The organism is Acinetobacter sp. YH12126 (assembly GCF_013418745.1).
Classification (GTDB): domain Bacteria; phylum Pseudomonadota; class Gammaproteobacteria; order Pseudomonadales; family Moraxellaceae; genus Acinetobacter; species Acinetobacter amyesii.
This window is the reverse complement of record NZ_VPBM01000019.1, coordinates 16,230-37,575: the sequence shown is the minus strand read 5'-3', so window position 1 is coordinate 37,575 and position 21,346 is coordinate 16,230. Positions and strand designations below refer to the sequence as shown.

The 21,346-nt window shown below is 40.2% G+C and carries 19 protein-coding genes; 7 read left to right on the top strand and 12 right to left on the bottom strand.

The genetic code is table 11. The features are described 5' to 3' along the window. Window positions 1–56: 56 nt before the first annotated feature. Both lolD and FTU62_RS13370 read right to left on the bottom strand, forming a co-directional pair. Window positions 57–740, bottom strand: coding sequence for a lipoprotein-releasing ABC transporter ATP-binding protein LolD (lolD, locus tag FTU62_RS13375; protein WP_168378071.1), 684 nt, complete (start codon window positions 738–740; stop codon window positions 57–59). Further along, complete coding sequence (locus FTU62_RS13370; protein ID WP_078190389.1) at window positions 733–1,968, bottom strand: lipoprotein-releasing ABC transporter permease subunit; 1,236 nt, start codon at window positions 1,966–1,968, stop codon at window positions 733–735. Before FTU62_RS13370 ends, lolD begins: the two co-directional genes overlap by 8 nt. 28 nt (window positions 1,969–1,996) lie before the next feature. Between FTU62_RS13370 and FTU62_RS13365 the strand changes: the two genes are divergently transcribed. Continuing rightward, window positions 1,997–2,566 (top strand): PilZ domain-containing protein, encoded by a 570-nt coding sequence (locus FTU62_RS13365; RefSeq protein ID WP_078192054.1) that lies wholly within the window; start codon window positions 1,997–1,999, stop codon window positions 2,564–2,566. 7 nt (window positions 2,567–2,573) lie between these two features. Here the strand turns inward: FTU62_RS13365 and FTU62_RS13360 are convergent, their stop codons facing one another. Next, window positions 2,574–3,479 (bottom strand): DMT family transporter, encoded by a 906-nt coding sequence (locus FTU62_RS13360; protein WP_111883935.1) that lies wholly within the window; start codon window positions 3,477–3,479, stop codon window positions 2,574–2,576. A gap of 5 nt (window positions 3,480–3,484) precedes the next feature. Further along, window positions 3,485–3,973, bottom strand: coding sequence for a YaiI/YqxD family protein (locus tag FTU62_RS13355; RefSeq protein WP_372491130.1), 489 nt, complete (start codon window positions 3,971–3,973; stop codon window positions 3,485–3,487). Between the two features lie 266 nt (window positions 3,974–4,239). Between FTU62_RS13355 and FTU62_RS13350 the strand changes: the two genes are divergently transcribed. Continuing rightward, on the top strand, window positions 4,240–5,172 hold the full coding sequence (locus tag FTU62_RS13350) for a hypothetical protein (protein WP_180102926.1): 933 nt from the start codon (window positions 4,240–4,242) through the stop codon (window positions 5,170–5,172). A 606-nt stretch (window positions 5,173–5,778) separates the two neighbouring features. Here the strand turns inward: FTU62_RS13350 and serC are convergent. Further along, window positions 5,779–6,858, bottom strand: coding sequence for a 3-phosphoserine/phosphohydroxythreonine transaminase (serC, locus tag FTU62_RS13345; RefSeq protein ID WP_078190394.1), 1,080 nt, complete (start codon window positions 6,856–6,858; stop codon window positions 5,779–5,781). Window positions 6,859–7,206: 348 nt separating this feature from the next. On the opposite strand from serC, the gene FTU62_RS13340 reads away from it, so the two are divergent. Genes FTU62_RS13340 through FTU62_RS13325 form a run of 4 tightly spaced genes read left to right on the top strand, consistent with a single transcriptional unit; the run spans window position 7,207 to window position 12,124 of the window. Beyond that, window positions 7,207–8,694 (top strand): TolC family protein, encoded by a 1,488-nt coding sequence (locus FTU62_RS13340; protein ID WP_180102925.1) that lies wholly within the window; start codon window positions 7,207–7,209, stop codon window positions 8,692–8,694. 21 nt (window positions 8,695–8,715) lie between these two features. Further along, entirely contained in the window at window positions 8,716–9,879 is a 1,164-nt protein-coding gene (locus FTU62_RS13335; protein WP_180102924.1) for an HlyD family secretion protein, read from the top strand. Beyond that, complete coding sequence (locus FTU62_RS13330) at window positions 9,879–11,009, top strand: ABC transporter permease (RefSeq protein ID WP_180102923.1); 1,131 nt, start codon at window positions 9,879–9,881, stop codon at window positions 11,007–11,009. The genes FTU62_RS13335 and FTU62_RS13330 overlap by 1 nt, the downstream gene beginning before the upstream one ends. Then, window positions 11,006–12,124: an ABC transporter permease gene (locus FTU62_RS13325; protein WP_180102922.1), complete on the top strand. Its 1,119-nt coding sequence runs from the start codon at window positions 11,006–11,008 to the stop codon at window positions 12,122–12,124. Before FTU62_RS13330 ends, FTU62_RS13325 begins: the two co-directional genes overlap by 4 nt. A 119-nt stretch (window positions 12,125–12,243) precedes the next feature. On the opposite strand, the gene FTU62_RS13320 is transcribed toward FTU62_RS13325, so the two are convergent. Next, entirely contained in the window at window positions 12,244–12,792 is a 549-nt protein-coding gene (locus FTU62_RS13320) for a hypothetical protein (protein ID WP_180102921.1), read from the bottom strand. A gap of 459 nt (window positions 12,793–13,251) precedes the next feature. On the opposite strand from FTU62_RS13320, the gene gltP reads away from it, so the two are divergent. Then, a complete protein-coding gene (gltP, locus tag FTU62_RS13315) occupies window positions 13,252–14,547 on the top strand; it encodes a glutamate/aspartate:proton symporter GltP (RefSeq protein WP_180102920.1) in 1,296 nt (431 codons plus the stop codon). Window positions 14,548–14,614: 67 nt separating this feature from the next. Here gltP and FTU62_RS13310 read toward each other — a convergent pair whose 3' ends face one another. The 6 genes from FTU62_RS13310 to FTU62_RS13290 all read right to left on the bottom strand — a co-directional run bounded on the left by FTU62_RS13310 (window position 14,615) and on the right by FTU62_RS13290 (window position 21,204). Then, entirely contained in the window at window positions 14,615–15,058 is a 444-nt protein-coding gene (locus FTU62_RS13310) for a DUF3887 domain-containing protein (RefSeq protein ID WP_180102919.1), read from the bottom strand. A gap of 73 nt (window positions 15,059–15,131) precedes the next feature. Beyond that, on the bottom strand, window positions 15,132–18,116 hold the full coding sequence (gyrA, locus tag FTU62_RS13305) for a DNA gyrase subunit A (protein ID WP_180102918.1): 2,985 nt from the start codon (window positions 18,114–18,116) through the stop codon (window positions 15,132–15,134). A gap of 290 nt (window positions 18,117–18,406) precedes the next feature. Further along, window positions 18,407–18,676, bottom strand: a complete 270-nt coding sequence (locus tag FTU62_RS17485) for a hypothetical protein (protein ID WP_257223217.1) — start codon at window positions 18,674–18,676, stop codon at window positions 18,407–18,409. Beyond that, the gene (locus tag FTU62_RS17480) at window positions 18,654–18,935 is read right to left on the bottom strand and encodes a hypothetical protein (protein ID WP_257223216.1); all 282 of its coding nucleotides are present in this window, start codon (window positions 18,933–18,935) and stop codon (window positions 18,654–18,656) included. Before FTU62_RS17480 ends, FTU62_RS17485 begins: the two co-directional genes overlap by 23 nt. Before the next feature lie 565 nt (window positions 18,936–19,500). Continuing rightward, window positions 19,501–20,433 (bottom strand): FAD-binding protein, encoded by a 933-nt coding sequence (locus FTU62_RS13295; protein WP_180093702.1) that lies wholly within the window; start codon window positions 20,431–20,433, stop codon window positions 19,501–19,503. An 18-nt stretch (window positions 20,434–20,451) separates the two neighbouring features. Continuing rightward, the gene (locus FTU62_RS13290; protein WP_078192067.1) at window positions 20,452–21,204 is read right to left on the bottom strand and encodes an electron transfer flavoprotein subunit beta/FixA family protein; all 753 of its coding nucleotides are present in this window, start codon (window positions 21,202–21,204) and stop codon (window positions 20,452–20,454) included. Window positions 21,205–21,346 lie beyond the last annotated feature (142 nt).

Below are 21,346 nucleotides of genomic sequence, written 5' to 3'. Positions count from 1 at the left end.
TGAGCTTCAATCAAACAATCTTAATCCACTAATTTTTTACAAAATCAAATTAGCGCTTAGTCATCTACCCATAAACCATCTTGCATATGCAAAATCGCATCAGCAGATTGAGCTAAATATTCATCATGGGTCACAATTAGCATTGCCATGTTAAATTCTTTACGTAATTCAGACAGCAACTCAAAAATCCTCACCGCGGTTTTGCGGTCTAAGTTCCCTGTTGGCTCATCAGCCATCATCAACTTAGGTCTTGCTACCAATGCACGAGCCAAAGCCACACGTTGACGTTCACCGCCTGAAAGCTCACCCGGTTTGTGCGTCATGCGGTGGGAAAGTCCAACGCGTTCCAAAAGATATTCAGCTTGCTGCTTCACTTCTTTGAAGTTACTCGACTTACGTAACATCAATGGCATTGCCACATTTTCAAAGGCGGTAAATTCAGGCAGCAAGTGATGGAATTGGTATACAAAACCTAAATGCTCATTACGGATATAACCACGCTCTGCTTCACCTAAAGTGTCAAAGCGTTGACCATTAATCATCACTTGACCCGATGTTGGACGATCTAAGCCACCCAATACATGCAACAACGTACTTTTACCAGAACCACTTGACCCCACAATCGAAACAAACTCACCTGCTTTGACTTGTAATGAAAGTCCACGAATCACATCGACTGTAGACTTCCCATCGGTAAAAGATTTGGTAATGTTTTGGGCATCTAAAACTAAATTACTCATAGCGTAGAGCCTCTGCAGGTTGAACTTTAGCTGCACGTAATGCCGGATAAATAGTCGCGATAAAGCTAAGACCCAATGATAAAGATACAATCACCACAACATCTTGCCATCTTAAATAAGACGGTAAATAGTTGATGAAGTAAGCATCAAACATATTTAAGCCCAATGTTGTATTCAACCAACCGACTAAATTACTAATACTCGATGCAGCGATAATCCCTAAAATCGCCCCAGACACCGTACCAATCACCCCAATAACTGTACCTTGCACCATGAAGATCCGCGTGATTGTAGCCGGTGAAGCGCCTAGAGTACGCAAAATGGCAATATCGGATTTTTTATCAGTAACCACCATCACCAATGAAGACACGATATTAAATGCTGCAACCAATACGATCAGGAACAGCAATAAACTTACCATTGCCTTTTCCATTTGAATCGCACTGAACAGGTTGCCGTGTGTATAAGTCCAATCTGAAGCATAGAAGTTTGCAGGTAGATCACGCACAATTTCTTGAGACACTTGTGGCGCTGCAAAAATATCATCCAACTTCATACGGATGCCTTGTGCACCGTCTGGCAGTCTTAATAAAGTCGACGCATCGTTCAGGGCTACATAGCCCATCATCGAATCAACCTCTGCACCAATACTGAAAATACCCACAATTTTAAATCGTTTAAAACGCGGAACGACCCCAGCCGGCGAAGGAGTTGCTTCGGGAAGCACCAAGGTCACACTGTCATTTAAACCTAAGCCCAAGGCATCTGTCATTTGCTTGCCAAGGACAATACCAAACTCACCTTTTTTCAGGTTATCGATACTGCCTTCCACCATATGGTCTTGGATAATTGATACCTTTTTTTCATACTGCGGTTCAATCCCACTGACCATAATGCCAGACACTTGACCTTGTGCCGTCAACATTCCCTGTAATTGGGTAAATGGTGCGACCCCTTGAACATGCTCATGCTGCTCAATTTTTTTTGCAAGTTCAGGCCAATTTGTTAAAATTTGTGTTGAAGAAACAGTGGCTTGAGGTATCATTCCTAAGACACGAGTTTTCAGCTCACGATCGAAACCATTCATCACAGATAAAACTGTAATAAGGACTGCCACACCAAGCGTGAGGCCGATCATGGATACCAGAGCAATAAAAGAAATAAAGTGGTTACTGCGCCGAGCGCGAGTGTATCTCAACCCTATATACAGCGAGATTGGTTTAAACATAACCATCTAGTCCGAGGTAATATATATTATGGAAAACTTACAGCATCAAAGCGTTCAAACTGAACGCCGTGTAATGTCGCGTATCGATGCTGCTTTGCGCATCAACTATCAGATTATCTCTGATGATGTTGCACTGAATGATCCTTACGATCCTAATTTTGTATTGCCGCGCTATTTTCTACTACTTGCTGAATTAGATCAATTTGATCATGCACTCAACTACGAATTAGAACAATTAGCTGAGAAAGATCAACAAATTGCTCGAATCTTATCCTTATTTAACCAAAAGTTAAACCTTATTACGGGTTCTTTATACGACGCAATTGTACAAAGCATGTTACCAGTGCCTGAGCATGTGAATTTTTCAGAGACTGGTTTGAGCTTTTTTAGCGAACGCGCGATTAAAGAAGGTACTTATATCCATGTGACCTTAAGCCACCCTGAAAATTTCTTCCATATTGCGGCAACTGCGCAAGTGGTTTATAGCCGTGAAGAAGAAAGCAACTTATACCGTACGGGTGCCTATTTTATCACACTGCTCCCTCAAGACCGCGTCAAACTTGCAGAGTGTATCGCACTGACCCAAAACAAAGAGTGATTTTTAATCAATGTTTTAATTTGTGGGCGAGCTCTCTGTTCGCCCGAAAATCTTTATAAAAATAAACAAACAAGCCTGATAATAGAATCACAGCACCAAGTAAAACCATCAATGATAATTTTTCATCATTCAGTAAAGCACCAAAGAGCATAGCAAGCATGGGTGTGAGTACCGTTGTTAAAGACAAAGTTGTCGCCTTGATGTTTTGTACCAGTTTGAAATAACAAAACATTGCAATCAATGAAGCCATAATCACTGCATAAAATAAGCCAATGAGTGCTTTGGTCGAAGGCATCTGTGTCGGTGCATACTGCCAAATAAACGGTAGCATTGCAGCAGAAAATAGTGCTGAGATAAGAATCGAACCCGTGGCTTGAGACATGGGCTGCAATGGCGCATTGACTTTTTTCACCCAAAAAATCGACATACAGTAGACGAATACGCTCATTAACATTAAGACGATGCCAACAGGCTGTACGTGCTGATCACTGCCGCCTAAGCAAATAATGGCTAAACCACAGACGGCAATCAACATCCCCATCCATTGCAAGCGATGCAGATAGGTATGAAAGAAGAAACGACCGATCAGACCCGTCATAATTGGTGCCAAACCAAACATCAGGGCAATAATGCCTGAGCTGAGATAGGCCGTTGCCATATAGGTAAAAATCTGAGAACCAATAAAACTAAACGCCCCTGCCAAATAACTGTGCAGCGAGGTTTTATCCATCGGAAGTTTATGTTTAAAAATAAACAATAATGCGACAGCCAAGGGTAATGCGATAAAAAAGCGTAATGTCAGCGCCCAAAACGCATTGATATCACTGACACTCCAAACGATGGCAAGTGGCGTTGTCGACCAAATGAACACCAACAACGCATAGGTCGTCGCTAGATTTGTTTTAGATGGCATGGTTTTTACTTCTGCGCCGTTTTACGTTTTTGCTTTTGAATGGTTTGATCTAAGCTGCTGGAAAATTCGCGCTTATCACGTTCAGAAATCGGTGCTGGACCACCGGTTTGCACACCTGCGCCCCGTAAAGTATCCATAAAGTCGCGTAAGTGTAGACGTGCTTTGACATTTGCTGTGGTATAAATCTCTCCGCGTGGATGTATCGCTATACCGCCCCGCTCAATCACTTCAGCAGCAAGTGGAATATCCTGTGTCATCACGATGTCGTGCTCTTTCATGCGCTGAATAATTTCTTTATCCGCTGCATCTGCCCCACTCATGACTTGAATCGAGTTAATTCGCACCGAAGGCGTTATCCCAACATTTTGATTGGCGACAAAAGTGACTTCTAACTGGTAACGATCAGAAGCCCGAATAATCACATCACGTAAAATGCGTGGTAACGCATCTGCATCCACCCATAATTTAAATGGCAGCACTGATTTTCCATTCACTTTTAAACATGACTCATAGTAACAAATCTACATGACATTTTGTGGATCTGCATCCGCTGAATGGATCTACATTTCTCTAATCATGAGAATCGAAAAGCTGCAAAATGAGTCCAACTTGGGCTTATTTTCCAATGCTTTTACATTTAAATCCTACTGAAAACATTTTTTATGCATGATTTCATGATAAATATGACGTCGGTGACTTGAAAATTTCAAATAACCCTCGATTTATTAATTATGAAACCAACCCAATATCAATTGTGCATATGAAAAAACAAAATAGCCCTGAAATTATCACTATTGAAGATCAAACTTTTGGTAGTCATGTTGAACATTGGAATTTGCTTACAGGCAACCCGACAACGGATGTACCAGTTTGGCTGGGTCAGGCATTGGATGCACCCATTATGCCGATGGGCTTATGCGCACAAGAATCTGATATGGATCAAAGTACCTGGCTGATTCAAGGTCCATCAAAAGCGTCGATTCAACTGTGCCAAGTGATTGCGGTAGAAAATAATAAACCTAAAGCCGTCAAAACTGCATTTCCAAGTTTTGATAGCCCATATAAAACCAAAGCCACCATTGAACGTATTATTACCTGTAAATCCAATACACAAGCTGTGCTTTGCCTCGACTTAGGCGCAAATACCAGTGTGTATGCTTTTGATTGTTTATATAGCGTCAATCACGACCAATATGAAAAAGATGCAAGCTACAGTGTACAACTCAATGCTTGGGCCTATGAACTCGAAGCTGTCGCAGAACATGAACAATTGGTCGTCGATGATCCCGCATCGATTAAACATCATCGTGCTTTAAATGATATCTTGGCAGCAAATAATGGTATTGCCCCTGCAGACTTACACGAACAGATTAAAGCGTGGCAACCGAAGTCTGAAGATGACAAAGCACCAGTCACAGTCGATTTTTCTAAAATGGTTGCATACCTATATGGTGAAAATCTTGGACAAGAAGATGAAGCATGGTTCCAAGGGCATATAGTTGGCAAAACCGCCATGCAATTTAAAGAGCAAGACTATACGCTGTATGATGTGACCTTAATCCACGAAGAAAACCAAGAAGCGGTGATTGTTCGTGTTGCAACACGAAATCCGGCGCATAAAGATTTCAATGTTGGGCAATATATTCGTGGCAACCTGTGGATACAAGCCAATATTTACGCGAAATCTGCCTAATTTGAATTCAAAAACCCTATTTCAAATAAAAAAAAACCGCCTCAGTGCGGTTTTTTTATTTCTCGCTAATCACGTGTATTCGCTGAATATTTAAATGATTGAATATTTCTTATCCATAAACCAGTCAATATATTCTATTTTTAAATTCAAATTAAAATAACTTATCCACAATATTAAATTCAAAATAATGCTGCTAAATAAATCCATCTGCAAAGGATAAAATATAAAAATTTAATATAAATAAATAAGATAGGAAATTTATGAAACTAAATTTATCAATTCAGTTGCTTATTTTTAAATAAACTAAATAGTTTAGTAAGTTTACGGCAGATAGTACTTTATTTAATCAAATAATTATGTTAAAAATGCGTTTAAGAAATAGTAATTAACGATAAATAGATCGGAAAGAATATCTATGAAAGTCGTGCAAGAAGAAAACTTATCGCAAGTTGACCATCACATGGAATCTCGATATCAAATCGAGCCAATGTCCTGCTTATTTTTTATGTTAGGTATGCTGATTTGTGCATACGTTTTACATACTTTTATTTTTTAATCTATTCAATAAAAAAACCGGCATTTGCCGGTTTTTTTATGCCTTTACAATTATGCGTTGCGTTTTGCAAAGTCATCCATAAAGTTAACCAGTGCTTGAACACCTTCTAGCGGAACAGCATTATAAATACTTGCACGCATACCACCCACTGAACGGTGACCAGCTAAATTCAATAAATGGTTTTCTTCAGCTTCTTTCAAGAATTGTTTTTCCAATTCTGGGTTCGCCAAAGTAAATGGTACGTTCATGATTGAACGGAATTCTTTTGCAATTGGATTTGCATAGAAATCGCTTGAATCGATATAACCATAAAGCAATTCAGCTTTTGCCATATTCGCTTTATAAATTGCGTCTACACCACCCTGCTCAAGTAACCACTCAAAAACCAGGCCAGATAAGTACCATGCATAAGTTGATGGTGTATTCACCATTGAACCATTTTTCGCTTGAGCTGAATATTTCAAGATACTTGGAATATCTGCTTTCGCTTGATCCAATAAATCATCACGAATAATCACCAAAGTTAAACCAGCAGGACCTATATTTTTCTGAGCGCCTGCATAGATTAAACCGAACTTAGATACATCTAACGGTGCAGATAAAATGCTTGATGAAAAATCGGCAACCAATGGTTTGTCTGTTTCAGGAATATTGGCAAACTGAAGACCGCCAATAGTTTCATTATCTGCATAATGCACATAAGCCGCATCATCAGATAAGTTCCAAGTGCTTTGATCAGTAATCGCAAGTTTACCGTCAATGCTCGTACCCGCTTCAACGACATTAATGTCGCCATAACGCTGTGCTTCTTTCAACGCTTTTTCAGACCAAATACCAGTGTGGATATAGTCTGCTTTGCTGTTTTTACCCAATAGGTTTAATGGGATCGCAGAGAATTGCAGTGATGCGCCACCTTGAAGGAATAACACTTTATAGTTGTCTGGAATATTCATCAGCTTGCGAAGATCAGCTTCTGCTTTCTCTGCCACAGCGACATAGTCTTTACTACGGTGGCTCATTTCCATGATCGAAAGGCCTTTGCCTTGCCAGTCAAGCATTTCAGCTTGAGCTTTTTCTAAAACGGCAGTGGGTAATGCAGCAGGACCAGCACAGAAGTTGTACGCGCGCATGAGTTTTCCTTTCAAAGTGAAACACAATAAAATGATGGCATTTAACCATATCTGACGCGTGCTTGCAGTAGTTAAAGCTGAAAATATTCCAATGCTGTCTGACATTTAAAGTCAAAATTTCAATAAAGATCAAAATTAATTCTTCTTAATTCAAATTATTAGATTTACTGATATTTTTTATCCCTTGAATTGATGCTAATTTAAGGTCTTGATGTGCGAAAAATGATGTGCGCTGCAAAGATAAAATTTATTTACATATGTATATGAAACAATACAACAACTTAGTGAATTTACCCAACTTCATCACAATGACTATAATGAACCCATCCTAGCTGTGAGTGTGTTTTTATGCCTCTACCTCGAACAGATTATTCTATAAAAATTAAACATACATTTCGTTCAGGATTGCTGCTTGGCCTTGGTTGTTTCAGTGGCTTTTTTAGCCCCACCGTACTTGCGCAAAGTATCAGTTATAGCCAAGCAGAACAAAGTCTACTCACTAGTTCGCATAGTACTCAGGCCAACCAAGCGCTACAACAATCTGCCGAACTTCAAGCTCAGGCCATTAAAGGGCTTGGTTTACCTCGTGTGGATTTAAACGTCCGTGCCTATGCCTTTCATAATGAACTCGATATTCCTCTCGGTGCCCTAAAAAATAACTTAGAACAAACGCTGAGTAATGGCATTAATAATAAAATTGATGAAAGCTTACCGAGTGATTTGGCAGACCCATTAAAAGACAGTCTGCAACAGCCAATCCGTGATGGTGTCGGATTAATTCCAGATTCTTCCCAAGTGGTCTTAGATGATCAAGTGATCCGCCCTACCGTTTCCGTAATGATGCCGCTGTATACCGGTGGGTTAACGTCTAGCGCCAAGGAAATTGCCAATATCCAAGCCAAACGCAGCGCGATAAGCAGTGAACAACAACAAGATGTGCAACGTTTTGAATTAATCCAAGCCTACTTCAATGCTCAATTACAAAAAAAATTAGTCGAAAGCAGCCGCTTCAATTTAAATGCGATGCAACAACACTATGCCAATGCACTCAAAATGGAACAACAGGGTTTCATTAGCAAAGGCCAGCGTATGCAATTTGAAGTGGCGAAGAATAATGCGCTCAGAACTTTTCAAAATACTGAAGCGAATCTCCGCTCTAGCTTATTTAAGTTAAACAACTTAATGCAAAGCAGCCAAATTACTGATCTTTCAACGCCATTATTTATCAATCAGCAACACAATCAAAATATAACCGCCTTACTAAAAAGTTATCAGGATAAGTCTAGTTTGGTGCGTAAAATGCAATTGGACAGTCAATTGGCCGGTGCCAATGTGAAAGCCCAAAGCGCAGCAAAAAAACCCAACGTCTTTGCATTTGGCGAATATAGTCTCGACGATAAACAAAACTGGATCGTTGGTGTTGCCGCTCGCTACAACTTATTTTCAGGTGTTGATAAAAACAAATCCGTACAAGCCGCTGAACTTCAACGCTATGCATCTGAGTTAATGACCGAGCGTACCAAACAAGAAATCGAAAGCCTGATTTATAGCTCGTTTAATGAAGTCACCAGCGCTCAGCAAAGTCACCTGTTGTTGCAGCAAAATCTAAAAGCCGCGCAAGAAAATTTAAGAATCCAACAGCTTTCATTTAAGGAAGATATGGGAACAGCCACACAAGTCATTGATGCACAAAATGCACTGAGTGGGCTACAAAGTGAAATGGCGCTGAATGCTTATAAATACGTGATGTCACTCGCAACACTGCTACAAAGTCACGGGAGCATTGACCAGTTCCAAAGCTATATCAATCAATCACACACCGACTATATTCGCTAAGTTTAGCCGAGGGGAAACAATATGAATCAGGAACCAACTGATCACCAAGAAGATGCCTCTGCGAATGCTGAAACATCCCAATCCAATGTCTCGAGTTCAAACGTTTCGTCTACAGCAAATACTGCTGAGGATACTCAAAAAAAAGTGAATACAAACACCGATGCTGAGACGAAAAATAGCTCAGTGCAAAGTCGCAATAAACCTGCTTTGATCAAGTTCGGGATTGGCATCGTCTTGATTCTGCTTTTGGCATTAATTGCATTTGGCTTATGGAAAAGTTATCAGCCCAAACAGGTTGAATTACAAGGTCGAGTAGAGGCAGAAACCATCCACATTAGTACCAAAGTACCCAGCCGTATCGAAGAAATATATGTGCATGACGGTGAAAAAGTACAAGCAGGTCAAGCACTGGTTCGTTTAACCAGCCCCGAAGTCGATGCAAAGAAACAACAGGCTTTAGCTGCACTCCAATCTGCGCAAGCACTGCAATCCACAGCTGAACGTGGCTCTCAACAAGAAAATATTGATAGTTTGTATGCCAATTGGCAAAGTCTAAAAGCACAGCAACAATTGGCGCAAACCACCTACCAACGTGGTCAAAACCTCTATAAAGAAGGTGTGATTTCACGACAACGCCGTGATGAAATGCAAGCTGCCGCAGTGTCTGCTGCACAAATGACAGAAGCGTCTTATCAACAATATGCGCGTGCAAAACGTGGCAGTACACCGCAACAACAAAGCTCGGCAGATGCCCAAGTCAAGATTGCGCAAGCCGCGTTGGCTGAAGCCAATGCACTTGAGGCTGAAACCAAATTGTTTGCACCCTCCAATGGCACTATTTCAAAAATCTATGGCAAAGTTTCAGAATTAGTTGCAATGGGTGTGCCCGTTGTAAGCCTGATTCAAGATGATAGCTTATGGATTAGCTTAAATGTCCGTGAAGACCAGTATGCTCAAGTGTATCAACTCAAGACCATGCATGGATTTATACCCGCACTGAACAAATCTGCCGATTTTAAAATTGATCACATAGAAGCCGAAGGTGAATTTGCAACGATTAAAACCACGCGACAAACGGGCGGCTATGACATTCGTAGTTTTAAAATCCAACTGAAACCCGCTCAGCCGATTGCTGACTTAAAAGTGGGTATGAGCGTTTTGTTTAAAATTGAAGAGCGTAAATAATGTTTAGGGGCATTCTGCGTGAGTTTCGCTATTTGATGCAGCATAAATGGGACTTGTGTATGGTCACACTTGCCCCTGCCCTTGTGATTTTGCTCTTTACTAATATGTTTGCTCAAGGCAAACCAGATCATTTACCCATCGCGATCATAGACCAAGATCAAAGCAGTTTAAGCCGTAACATTACTCATTTTGCGCAGCTCAACCATACTTTAAAAGTAGCCACCATTACACCTAGTATGGACGATGCTGAAAAGCTTTTAAATCAGACTCAAATTTGGGGCTATATTCATATTCCTGCTGGTGCAGAGCAACGACTGGTTCAAGCAAAAGATGCAGAAATCAGCATTGCCTATAACCAAAGCTATTTTAGTGTCGGCAATAGTATTTCATCAGCCATGTTACTGAGTACACTGCAAGCCATGGCCGATTTTAGTGGTCATCAGTATTTAGAAAATACTATTCCCTACCTTGATGCACCGACGCCCAATGTCAAAATTTCACCCTTATACAATCCGGGTTTAAATTACGAGTTCTATTTAGAGCCCTACATGATTCCTGCGATTCTACATTTACTACTGTGTTGCTGTGTCGCATTTTCGGTTGGTCAAGAAATCAAATATGGCACTGTAAATCAATGGGTGAAACCGACTTCTGTCTTTCAAGCTTTAATCGCTAAAAATCTCAGTTATGTTTTCATTTTTACCGCTTGGACATGGGCGTGGATGTTTTGGCTAATCGTGTTTCGAGGTTGGTTTGTTCAGGGTTCATTATTGCTAATTTTGCTCGGGCAATTGTTTTTTTATACAGCCTATGCCTTTATCAGCTCTACCGTAGTTTTAGCAACGCGTGATCTCACCAAGTCTTTTGGTTTTATTGCGGTATATGGTGGCTCATCACTGAGTTTTGCAGGGGTAACATTGCCGCTGAATAACGCACCGATGTTTACAAAGTTTTGGGCCAATATTATTCCCTATACGCCTTATGCCAAATTACAAACAGAACAATGGGTCATTGGTAGCCCAATCTCCATTTCAATCACACCGCTTGTCACCCTGATCATTTACTGTCTGTTCTATTTTGTTCTTGCCAGCTTCTTTCTACGTAAAGTACTAAAGGAGCAAGTCATATGAATGTAATCGCGTCATTTTTATCAAATTTGCTCAGACACTATATTCAAACCTTTAAAGATATTGTGAAGCACAGTTCGATTTTAACCACTTTAGTGCTTTCTGTTTTTCTTTACAGTTTTTTTTATCCTATTGCCTATCAAGCGGAACACGCAGAATCGCTCCCTATCATTGTGGTGGATGAGGAACAAAGCATACTCACCAATACGATTATTGGTGCTGTAGCCAATAGTCCCAATGTAGAAATTCAAGCTGTGACTGGTAATTTTGCTGAGGCTGAAAATATGCTCAGAAGTCAGCAAGCTGACGGGATTTTACTGTTGCCGAGTAATCTTTCAAATAGCATTCGCCGTGGTGAAACCGGTGGAATTGGTTTATATCTCAGTGCTGCAAACTTTCTAAAGACACAAAAAATTGGCTTAGGTTTAGCCAGTTCGATGGAAAATGCCCTCGTCGAATATGCAGAAAAATTCCAGAACATATCCGATTTTAGCCCCGCTTTGTCTATCCATAAGATTCCATTATTTAATCCACTTTCAGGCTATGGCAGCTATATTTTCCCAGCGGTTGCACCCTTAATTATTCATCAGACGATTTTATTGGGTCTGTGCATGCTGATTACGACCTATCGACAAAACACCACATGGCGTCCAAGCTATACACAATTAGCTGGCATTTTCTTGTGTATTTTGACCATTGGAACTTTGGGGTGCTTCTATTTATTTGGTTTTACCTTTTGGCTGAATGATTATCCACGCGGTGGAAATTTTTGGGGCATGTTCATTGCTGTGCCCATCTTCCTCAGTTGTATTATTGCGATGACCCTCTATCTCGCAACTTTTCTTGACCTGCCAGAACGTGCAGGACATGTCATCGTTTTTAGTTCTATTCCGCTATTTCTACTCTCGGGAACGGCATGGCCACATGCAGCTATGCCTGAATGGATGCAAATACTTGCTCAGGTGTTGCCGTCAACTCAAGGCATTCAAATGTTTATTCAACTCAATCAGATGGGTGTACCTACAACAATCGTCATTCCTAAACTGCTTTACCTCACAAGTATTGGACTGATTTTTTTATGTCTTGCTGTCTGGCGTTTAAAGTTTGCCAAAAGATAAAACTGTTTGTGCTGTAAGACATGTCTGGTCTCAAGCGAAATGCGTTCAAACCTATTCATCATGGACTCGAACGCTTTGCTTCTAATCATGTCTCAAATTTAAATTCTTGCTGTCATCTATTAGCTGTATGCAGTTGGCGTGACAGTCGATGCTTCATCCACTTGAATATCAAAATCATCTACATCTGAGGTGATCTCAGTAACCAAATCATCTGACTCTTTTTCTGCAGCGTTTTCAAGCCAGAATCCTTTCACTTTATCGTCCCCATCATGACCTGCAAAGACCACACTCATATATAGTTTTTTTTGCGGATAATCATATTTATACACAATCGTTGTGGTCTCCCCTTCTCCCAGCCGAGTATTTGCCATTCGCTGAATCACTTCCGCCTCAGCGCTAGGTTGACCTGCTGGAATCAGCTTTTTCATACGTGAAAACAGCTCCGGATCTGCCAGCATCGCATCACGAACATTTTCTTCAACCAATGCCAAAAAGCTATCTTGATGGGGTTGGTGTAGTGCTGCGAATAATTTTTCTGACTTGATACGCTGTGAGCTTGTCTCACTTGGTAGGCTTGATTCGAATTTTGCAATCAAGAAATCGCCGATTTTTTCACAAGCCGTTATAGGTAAGATTAAAGCAATGATGACGACTAATTTTTTCAACACCGTACAAGCCCTCTGGTTATTATTAAAATATATAAAGTTAAAATTTATTTCGGATAATCTGTGTGATTTATAGAATTTTCACTGATTTATCTGCCTCACAAGTATAAAGCAAACTTCTATATAAAAATGAAAAATACAGGCTCACATTTAGTTTTTCGATCTTTCTAGGTAAATCAGAGATTTTGTGAAGTGTTTATTAATAACTCAATTTTATTCGTTTTATAAATTAAACTTAATAATCAAATCGCTTATACTACTAAAAATGATAATTTATCGATCAAACAGTTTGGTTTTGATCAAAATCGTTGGCTGTATTCTCATATAAACTGCAAAATATTGTCGTATTTATCTCCCAAATTATTCAGAACTTTTTGTCATGGCGGACTCAATCTGTCTGCAACATTTGTTCGTGGATGACTGTGGGCTTTTTTCTCCCAAATCTGACATAAGAGCTGATGTATGAAAAAGATTAAGGTGAGCCTTGCCTGGCAAATCGTGATTGCTCTCATTCTAGGTATATTTGTTGGTGCTTTCCTACACTATTCTCCTGAATATCGTGATGCTTTAGTTAATAACTTTTTGACGCCTTTGGGTTCAATTTTTATTAACCTCATTAAGATGATCGTTATTCCGCTTGTTGTGTCGATGCTTATTTTAGGTATTGCCAATACAAGTCACGGTAGTAACTTAGGTAAACTTGGTTTCAAAACAATTATTTATTTTGAAATCATTACCACCGTTGCTATTTTAGTCGGTTTAGTTGCAGCCAACGTATTCCAACCTGGTGCCGGCATTGATATGTCTGCATTGACGCAAGTCGATATTTCAAAGTATCAAGAAACAACACATGAAGTCAGTGAACATTCTCATGGTTTGATTCAAACAATACTTTCACTTATTCCATCTAACTTTTTTGCAGCTTTGACGAGTGGTCAAATGCTCCCAATCATCTTTTTCTCTGTGATGTTTGGTGTAGGTTTAGGTGCGCTTGATCAGGAAGTAAAACAACCTTTAATTAAAGTGTTGACCGCTGTTTCTGAAACGATGTTTAAAGTTACGCACATGATCATGATGTTTGCACCTATTGGTGTATTCGGCTTGATTGCTGCAACTGTTGCGAATTTCGGCTTCAGCTCACTTGTGCCACTGCTTAAACTCGCAGTTTTAGTTTATGGTGCAATCTTCTTCTTTATTTTCATTGTATTAGGTGCAGTTGCTAAATTCTGTGGCTTCAGTGTTTGGGCCATTATCAAGATCTTAAAAGATGAATTGATTCTCGCGTATTCAACTGCAAGTTCTGAAACTGTCCTCCCCCGTATTATGGAAAAAATGGAAGCTTATGGTGCCCCGAAACCGATTACCAGTTTCGTAATTCCAATTGGCTATTCATTTAACCTCGATGGTTCGACCCTATATCAAAGTATTGCGGCTATCTTTATTGCTCAGCTTTACGGGATCGATCTGACAATCACCCAACAAGTGATTCTAGTACTGACCTTGATGATTACGTCTAAAGGGATTGCAGGTGTACCTGGCGTTTCTTTCGTGGTCTTGCTGGCGACTCTCGGCAGTGTCGGTATTCCTCTCGAAGGTCTGGCATTCATTGCAGGTATTGACCGTATTTTAGATATGGCACGTACTGTACTGAATGTGATTGGTAACGCGCTTGCGGTACTGGTGATCAGTAAATGGGAAGGCCAATTTGATACTGAAAAACAAAAAAATTATGCCTCTAATCTAAAAGATGCCGCTTAATTTTATGCCATAAAAAAGGACGCTTCGGCGTCCTTTTTTACAGCTTTGTTTTATTTTTTACCAAACTTTATTTATTTTTTTCACCAAATACTGAAATATTAAAATCTCGAATTTTGTTACTTCCTGCAGGTTTATCAAAACTTACATCATACTGTACAAGGTTTTTATTGGTATAACCGTACTCATAAGTGACCGTATATAAAGACGGCTTTTCAGTCGATTTTTCAATGTGCTTAGCCACTATATTTTTACGTGAGTAATCTTGTTTCGGAATACCTCGTGCAAATTTACGCAGCTCTTTTTCATTCTGTTCAAACTTCGCTTTGAGTTCTGGTTCAAAGTAAGTGTACAGCTTTTCAAAATTGCCTTCACGTAATTGATCATAGGCAGCTTGGGCAACTTCAGTCTGTTCAGTACTTGGGTCTGGTATTGCATTTAATGCTTTTTGGCCAATTTGGTCACAGCCGCCAAGCCCAATAAGTGAAGCCATTGCAAAATATTTTAATTTCATATTGTACTCATCAATCTAAAATTATCTGTCTATAAAAAAGGACGCCGTAGCGCCCTCTTTTCTCAATCTTCAATTAGTCTTCTTCAGGCTCATTGAGATCTGATTCATTGTCATTTTGATCAATAATCGTTGAGTCATCTACAAGTTGCTCAGTTTCGATTGCTTCCACTTCTTCAAAAGTTTCATCTTCTTCAACTGCTTCGATCGCCACAACACCGACTAAGATTTCGCTTTCACCTAAACGGATCAAACGAACACCTTGAGCATTACGACCTGTTTGTGCCACTTCAGACGCACGTGTACGAACCAACGTACCGCCATCTGAAATTAACATTAGCTCTTTAGACGCATCAATCGCTACCGCACCAACAAGTTCACCGTTACGTTCAGATGTTTTAATTGCAATAACACCTTTACCGCCACGTTTCTTGGTTGGGAAGTCATCTACTGGTGTACGTTTACCATAACCATTAGCTGAAGCACAAAGTACTTCACCAGTTTCCGGAACAACCACCAATGACACTATACGGCTAATGAGAGCTGAATCAGAGGTATCGTCATCATCAGATTCTACATCCGCATCCTCAGCGTCTTCAGCTTGAGCTGCCGCACCAATGGTCACGCGCATACCACGGACACCTTTGGCAGAACGGCCCATTGAACGCACGTCAGTTTCTGCAAAACGAATGGCTTTACCTTCGTTTGAGAACAACATGATTTGTTGTTCGCCATCAGTAATAGCAACACCAATTAAGGTGTCATCACCATTGAGTTCAATCGCACGTAGACCGTTAGAACGAACATTCGAGAATTGTTCTAACTCAACACGTTTAATCGTACCGTATTCTGTTGCCATAAATACGTAGAAGTTTTTACGAACGGCTTCTGCTTGCTGTGCAAAGTCATTGATGATTTCATCATCAAGATCAGTGGTAGAAAGCTCTAAGCCCAACTGTTTCAATTGAACACGTAATGCATCAGACAAGTCATCTGCACCGTCTTCAGTCTCAGCAAGTGCAGCTTCTAAACCAGCAAAATGACTATTAATCACTTCATTGGTTTGTAGCTGTGCACTATTGGCTTTTACAAATGCTTTAAAGTCAGCCAAGCGTTCTTTAAATTTCTTCGGCGCATCAACCACAGGTAAAATAGCGGTGATGGTTTCGTTTTCATCTAATGGCAATAAGTTCACCATCGGACGACCTTTCGCACCACGAGATGCTTGAGGTACTTCATACACTTTCAAACGATAAACTTTACCCACATTGGTAAAGCAAAGCACTGTTGCGTGGTTAGAAGTCACGATCAAATGTTGGATGTAATCGTCTTCTTTCATTGAAGTTGCAGACTTACCACGTCCACCACGACGCTGTGCAGCGTAGTCTGACAATGGTTGAGTTTTTGCATAGCCTGATTTAGAAACAGTTAGTACCATTTGCTCTTCAGGGATTAAATCTTCACGAGAGAAGTCGATACGTGATTCCACGATATCGGTACGACGTGCATCGCCATATTGTTGAAGGATTAAAGCCAATTCTTCTTTAATCACGTTCATCAATAAGTTGAAATCGTTCAAAATTGCCGTGTATTCAGCAATTTGACCAAGAATTTCTGTATATTCAGCTTGTAACTTGTCTTGTTCTAGACCAGTTAAACGATGTAAACGAAGTTCTAAGATCGCACCCACTTGGGTTGGAGACAGACGATAAATATCACCTGTTAAACCAAATGGACGTGCTGGATCTTCGCCTTCAATTTCATCTGGACGGACAGATACCGCGCCTGCTTTTTCAAGCAAGGCAACAACACCTCCGCCTGCCCACTCGCCCGCTTGTAAACGTTCGCGCGCTTCGCTTGGATTTGCAGATGTTTTGATGGTTTCAATGATCGCATCGATATTTGCCAGAGCAACCGTCAAACCTTCTAAGATATGTCCACGTTCACGTGCTTTACGCAATTCGAACATGGTACGGCGTGTGACCACTTCCTGACGGTGACGGATAAACGCTGCAATAATATCTTTCAAGTTCATTAACTTAGGCTGACCATTATCGAGGCAGACCATGTTAATGCTGAATGAATTTTCTAATTGGGTATTTTGGAATAGGTTATTTACAATCACTTCGGCGTTTTCACCACGCTTCAAGTCAATTGCAATACGCATCCCTTCTTTATCTGATTCATCACGAAGTTCAGAAATACCTTCAAGTTTTTTCTCTTTAACCAACTCAGCAATACGTTCAATGGTTTTTGCTTTGTTAACTTGATAAGGAATTTCAGTGAAGACAATCGTGCTACGGCCCGATTTTTGGTCTTCTTCAATGTGATATTTACCACGGATATGCAAACGGCCTTTACCAGTACGGTACGCATCGACAATGCCTGATTTACCGTAAATGATGCCGCCTGTAGGGAAGTCTGGACCAGAAATGTGTTCCATTAACCCTTCAATGCTGATATGCGGATCGTTGGCATAAGCAAGACATGCATTAATGACTTCTGTCATATTATGCGGAGCCATGTTCGTTGCCATACCTACTGCAATACCAGCTACACCGTTAATCAACAAGTTAGGCACACGTGTTGGCATTACTTGTGGAATACGTTCAGAACCGTCGTAGTTGTCTTCCCACTCTACGGTATCTTTCTCAAGATCCGCTAAAAGTTCGTGGGTTAATTTACGCATACGAACTTCGGTATAACGCATTGCTGCTGCACTGTCACCATCGACAGAACCGAAGTTACCCTGACCATCAACCAATTGATAGCGTAAACTGAAATCTTGAGCCATACGAACAATGGTTTCGTATACAGCTAAGTCACCATGTGGGTGATATTTACCGATGACGTCACCGACTACACGGGCAGACTTTTTGTAAGCTTTGTTGTAGTCATTGCCCAATTCGTGCATTGCAAAAAGCACACGACGGTGAACAGGTTTGAGACCATCTCGGACATCTGGCAACGCACGTGACACAATCACGCTCATTGCATAATCGAGATATGAGCTCTTCAGTTCATCCTCAATGGCAATCGGTCTAATTTCCGATACGCTCATGCATACTCCTTGTTATACAAGCAGAATTCTGCCCGCATTTATATATCGTAAATCTGTAAAAATTAGTTCAAAAAATACTGAACCAATATCAAAAATCAAGTCGGACAGTATAGCATAAAAACCCTGATTTTTGTGCCAATCATCTTGCACTAGAACCATGATTTTTTGTATTTATTTTAAGCATTTTGATTTTATTTGCTGTGAAAAAAACCTCTACGAATAGAGGTTGTTTGATGTTCAAAAGATTTCTTTTCGAAGCTTCAAATTTAGGGGCATAAATGTGATAAAAATCACTCTTTATGATATTGCATGACCTCTAATTCTTGAGGCACATGATCATGCTGCAACCATGGGTATGCTGTTAGAAACAAACCAAAAATAAGCGGAAATTCATAAACTTCTTTGATGAAATCTTTATAAGCCAAATCGTACAAAAATAAAAAACTAAGACTTCGACTATGCTCAACTGCATCAGAAATAAATAAGCCCATTATCACCAAGCCGAATGGCCAAATTGGCAAAGCCAAGGTTTTTAGTTTATGTACAATTTCTTGACGCATAAGGCGAAAATAGCATAAAGACGACTGGTGCAATCATGAATACCGAAATTAAACGAAAATACGGTTTAGGCACATCAGGAAAATAGTCACGCCCCCAACTAATACTGCGACCAAATAGCAACAACCACCATGCGACAGCCCACAACCAAAATTGTTTCTTTCCATCTTGCATTTCAAGTGGTCGAATATAGAAAAAAGTATAAATCGCAAAAAACAGCAATAACAATGCTTGGACCGATTCAACTGCTGTAACAGTCATTCCATCAAATAAAGGAAAAGAGATACTTTGTAAAACAGGAAAAAAGTAAACAGCAGATCATCAGCACCAATACACTGACTGGTAACTGAAAATCAAATTTCAAAGGGAGACTCCGCCTAAAAGGCAAGTTCAATAAAAAAGCAATGTTAACACAAAATATACAATCCTTTAAGCTTGCTTTAAGTTTAAGATTCAAACTTGAAAGATAAATTTTTATTATTTTATTTTAAATCTTTGTATTTTTTATAATTTATTAATTTCCATCCTATTACCAAGCGATTGCTCCTGCTTACTTACCATTTAAGTTTCAACATACGTTTAGCTTACGCTACAGTAGTGCCTAATACTGACAACAAGAAATCATATCGTAAGAATTTTGAAGTACGAAATTAAGAATCCACCACTCTCATAAATATGAAAAATAAAAGTGCAATGCATATTTATGTACATTCACGTATGGTTAATCGATTACGCATGATCAAGAAGATCTACCAGACTATTCACTCCGCAATAAAAAACGCTCCTAAGCCATAAGCTTAGGAGCGTCTTGAACTGTGTTCAGAAATTAGATTTTAGATACTAATTCTGGAACAACAGTATTCAAATCACCCACTAACCAGTAGTCAGCTACTGAGTTAATTGGCGCTTCTTCATCTTTGTTGATCGCAACGATCACTTTAGATTCTTTCATACCTGCCAAGTGCTGAATCGCACCAGAGATACCTACAGCGATGTACAAGTCAGGAGCAACGATTTTACCTGTTTGACCCACTTGCATATCGTTTGGTACGAAACCAGCATCAACTGCTGCACGAGATGCACCTTGTGCTGCACCAAGTTTGTCAGCCAATGGATCAAGAACAGTGTGATAGTTTTCACCTGAACCAACACCACGACCACCAGACACCACGATACGCGCAGCTGTTAATTCTGGACGTTCAGATTTCACGATTTCTTCAGAAACGAACTTAGAAATACCAGCATCACCAGTAGATGCAACAGCTTCAACTGCAGCAGAGCCGCCTTCGCTTGCAACAGCATCAAATGCAGTACCACGAACAGTCGCAACTACAACAGACTCGCCAGACTCTACAGTTGCAATCGCGTTGCCTGCATAGATTGGACGTTTGAAAGTTTTAGGACCTTCAACAGTAATGATGTCAGTGATCATGCTTACGTCAAGTAGCGCAGCAGCACGTGGAAGTACGTTTTTGCCCGTTGTCGTAGAAGCAGCAAGGATGTGAGTGTAACCCGCACCGATAGAAGCAACTAATTTAGCAACGTTTTCAGCCAATTGATTAGCATAAGCAGCGTCGTCAGCAAGTAATACTTTGCTTACACCCGCAACTTTAGCTGCTTGGTCTGCAACTGCTTGAGCGCCTGAACCAGCTACTAATACAGTGATATCACCACCGATTTTTTGCGCTGCAGCAACAACGTTAAGAGTTGCACCATTTAGTGCTTTGTTGTCGTGCTCAGCGATAACTAAAATACTCATGATTTTTATCCTTCTGTATTAGATCACTTTCGCTTCGTTTTTCAATTTATCTACAAGCTCGTCTACAGACTTCACTTGTACGCCCGCTTTACGTTCTGCAGGAGCTTCAACTTTAACAGTTTTAAGCTTAGTCGCAGGTGAAACGCCATAATCAGCAGGTGACTTAGTATCAAGCGGTTTTTTACGCGCTTTCATAATGTTTGGAAGAGCAGCATAACGTGGCTCATTCAAACGCAAGTCAGTAGTGATAATTGCAGGAAGTGCAAGTTCAACAGTTTGTAAACCACCGTCAATTTCACGAGTCACTTGTACTTTGTCGCCTTCAACTTTAACTTCTGAAGCGAAAGTACCTTGGCCAGCACCTAAAAGCGCGCCAAGCATCTGACCAACTTGGTTAGAGTCGTCATCAATTGCTTGTTTACCAAGAAGGATCAATTGAGGTTGTTCAGCGTCTACAACACCTTTTAGGATTTTTGCAACTTCAAGTGCACCTAACTGGCTGTCGTCAGCTTCAACAAGGATACCGCGGTCTGCACCAAGCGCCATAGAAGAACGGATTTGTTCTTGAGCTTCTTTAGGACCAATAGAAACAACAACGATTTCTGAAACAGTTCCTTTTTCTTTTAAACGAACCGCTTCTTCCACTGCGATTTCACAGAATGGGTTAATTGACATTTTAACGTTCGTTAAGTCAACACCACTGTTGTCCGGCTTAACGCGAACTTTAACGTTGGCATCAACCACACGTTTTACAGCAACAAGAGCCTTCATGTAATCCTCGGCTGTTTTAGCAAATGTAAATGTTGAGAAAAGTTATATTAACTCTTCACTTTAAATTTTTTAGGTGCCCTATCTTGCAATGTGTACGGCATTTCGGTCAAGTCACAATTATCGAAAGACCTGTAAAAAAGCG

Bases quoted from the DNA above. Each gene is read 5' to 3' on its own strand.
- FTU62_RS13360 (WP_111883935.1), bottom strand. From the start codon at position 3,479: ATGCCATCTAAAACAAATCTAGCGACGACCTATGCGTTGTTGGTGTTC.
- FTU62_RS13330 (WP_180102923.1), top strand. From the start codon at position 9,879: ATGTTTAGGGGCATTCTGCGTGAGTTTCGCTATTTGATGCAGCATAAA.
- FTU62_RS13295 (WP_180093702.1), bottom strand. From the start codon at position 20,433: ATGAGTATTTTAGTTATCGCTGAGCACGACAACAAAGCACTAAATGGT.
- FTU62_RS13325 (WP_180102922.1), top strand. From the start codon at position 11,006: ATGAATGTAATCGCGTCATTTTTATCAAATTTGCTCAGACACTATATT.
- gltP (WP_180102920.1), top strand. From the start codon at position 13,252: ATGAAAAAGATTAAGGTGAGCCTTGCCTGGCAAATCGTGATTGCTCTC.
- gyrA (WP_180102918.1), bottom strand. From the start codon at position 18,116: ATGAGCGTATCGGAAATTAGACCGATTGCCATTGAGGATGAACTGAAG.
- FTU62_RS13365 (WP_078192054.1), top strand. From the start codon at position 1,997: ATGGAAAACTTACAGCATCAAAGCGTTCAAACTGAACGCCGTGTAATG.
- serC (WP_078190394.1), bottom strand. From the start codon at position 6,858: ATGCGCGCGTACAACTTCTGTGCTGGTCCTGCTGCATTACCCACTGCC.
- FTU62_RS13340 (WP_180102925.1), top strand. From the start codon at position 7,207: ATGCCTCTACCTCGAACAGATTATTCTATAAAAATTAAACATACATTT.
- FTU62_RS13290 (WP_078192067.1), bottom strand. From the start codon at position 21,204: ATGAAGGCTCTTGTTGCTGTAAAACGTGTGGTTGATGCCAACGTTAAA.
- lolD (WP_168378071.1), bottom strand. From the start codon at position 740: ATGAGTAATTTAGTTTTAGATGCCCAAAACATTACCAAATCTTTTACC.
- FTU62_RS17485 (WP_257223217.1), bottom strand. From the start codon at position 18,676: ATGCGTCAAGAAATTGTACATAAACTAAAAACCTTGGCTTTGCCAATT.
- FTU62_RS13310 (WP_180102919.1), bottom strand. From the start codon at position 15,058: ATGAAATTAAAATATTTTGCAATGGCTTCACTTATTGGGCTTGGCGGC.
- FTU62_RS13350 (WP_180102926.1), top strand. From the start codon at position 4,240: ATGAAAAAACAAAATAGCCCTGAAATTATCACTATTGAAGATCAAACT.
- FTU62_RS13335 (WP_180102924.1), top strand. From the start codon at position 8,716: ATGAATCAGGAACCAACTGATCACCAAGAAGATGCCTCTGCGAATGCT.
- FTU62_RS17480 (WP_257223216.1), bottom strand. From the start codon at position 18,935: ATGACTGTTACAGCAGTTGAATCGGTCCAAGCATTGTTATTGCTGTTT.
- FTU62_RS13370 (WP_078190389.1), bottom strand. From the start codon at position 1,968: ATGTTTAAACCAATCTCGCTGTATATAGGGTTGAGATACACTCGCGCT.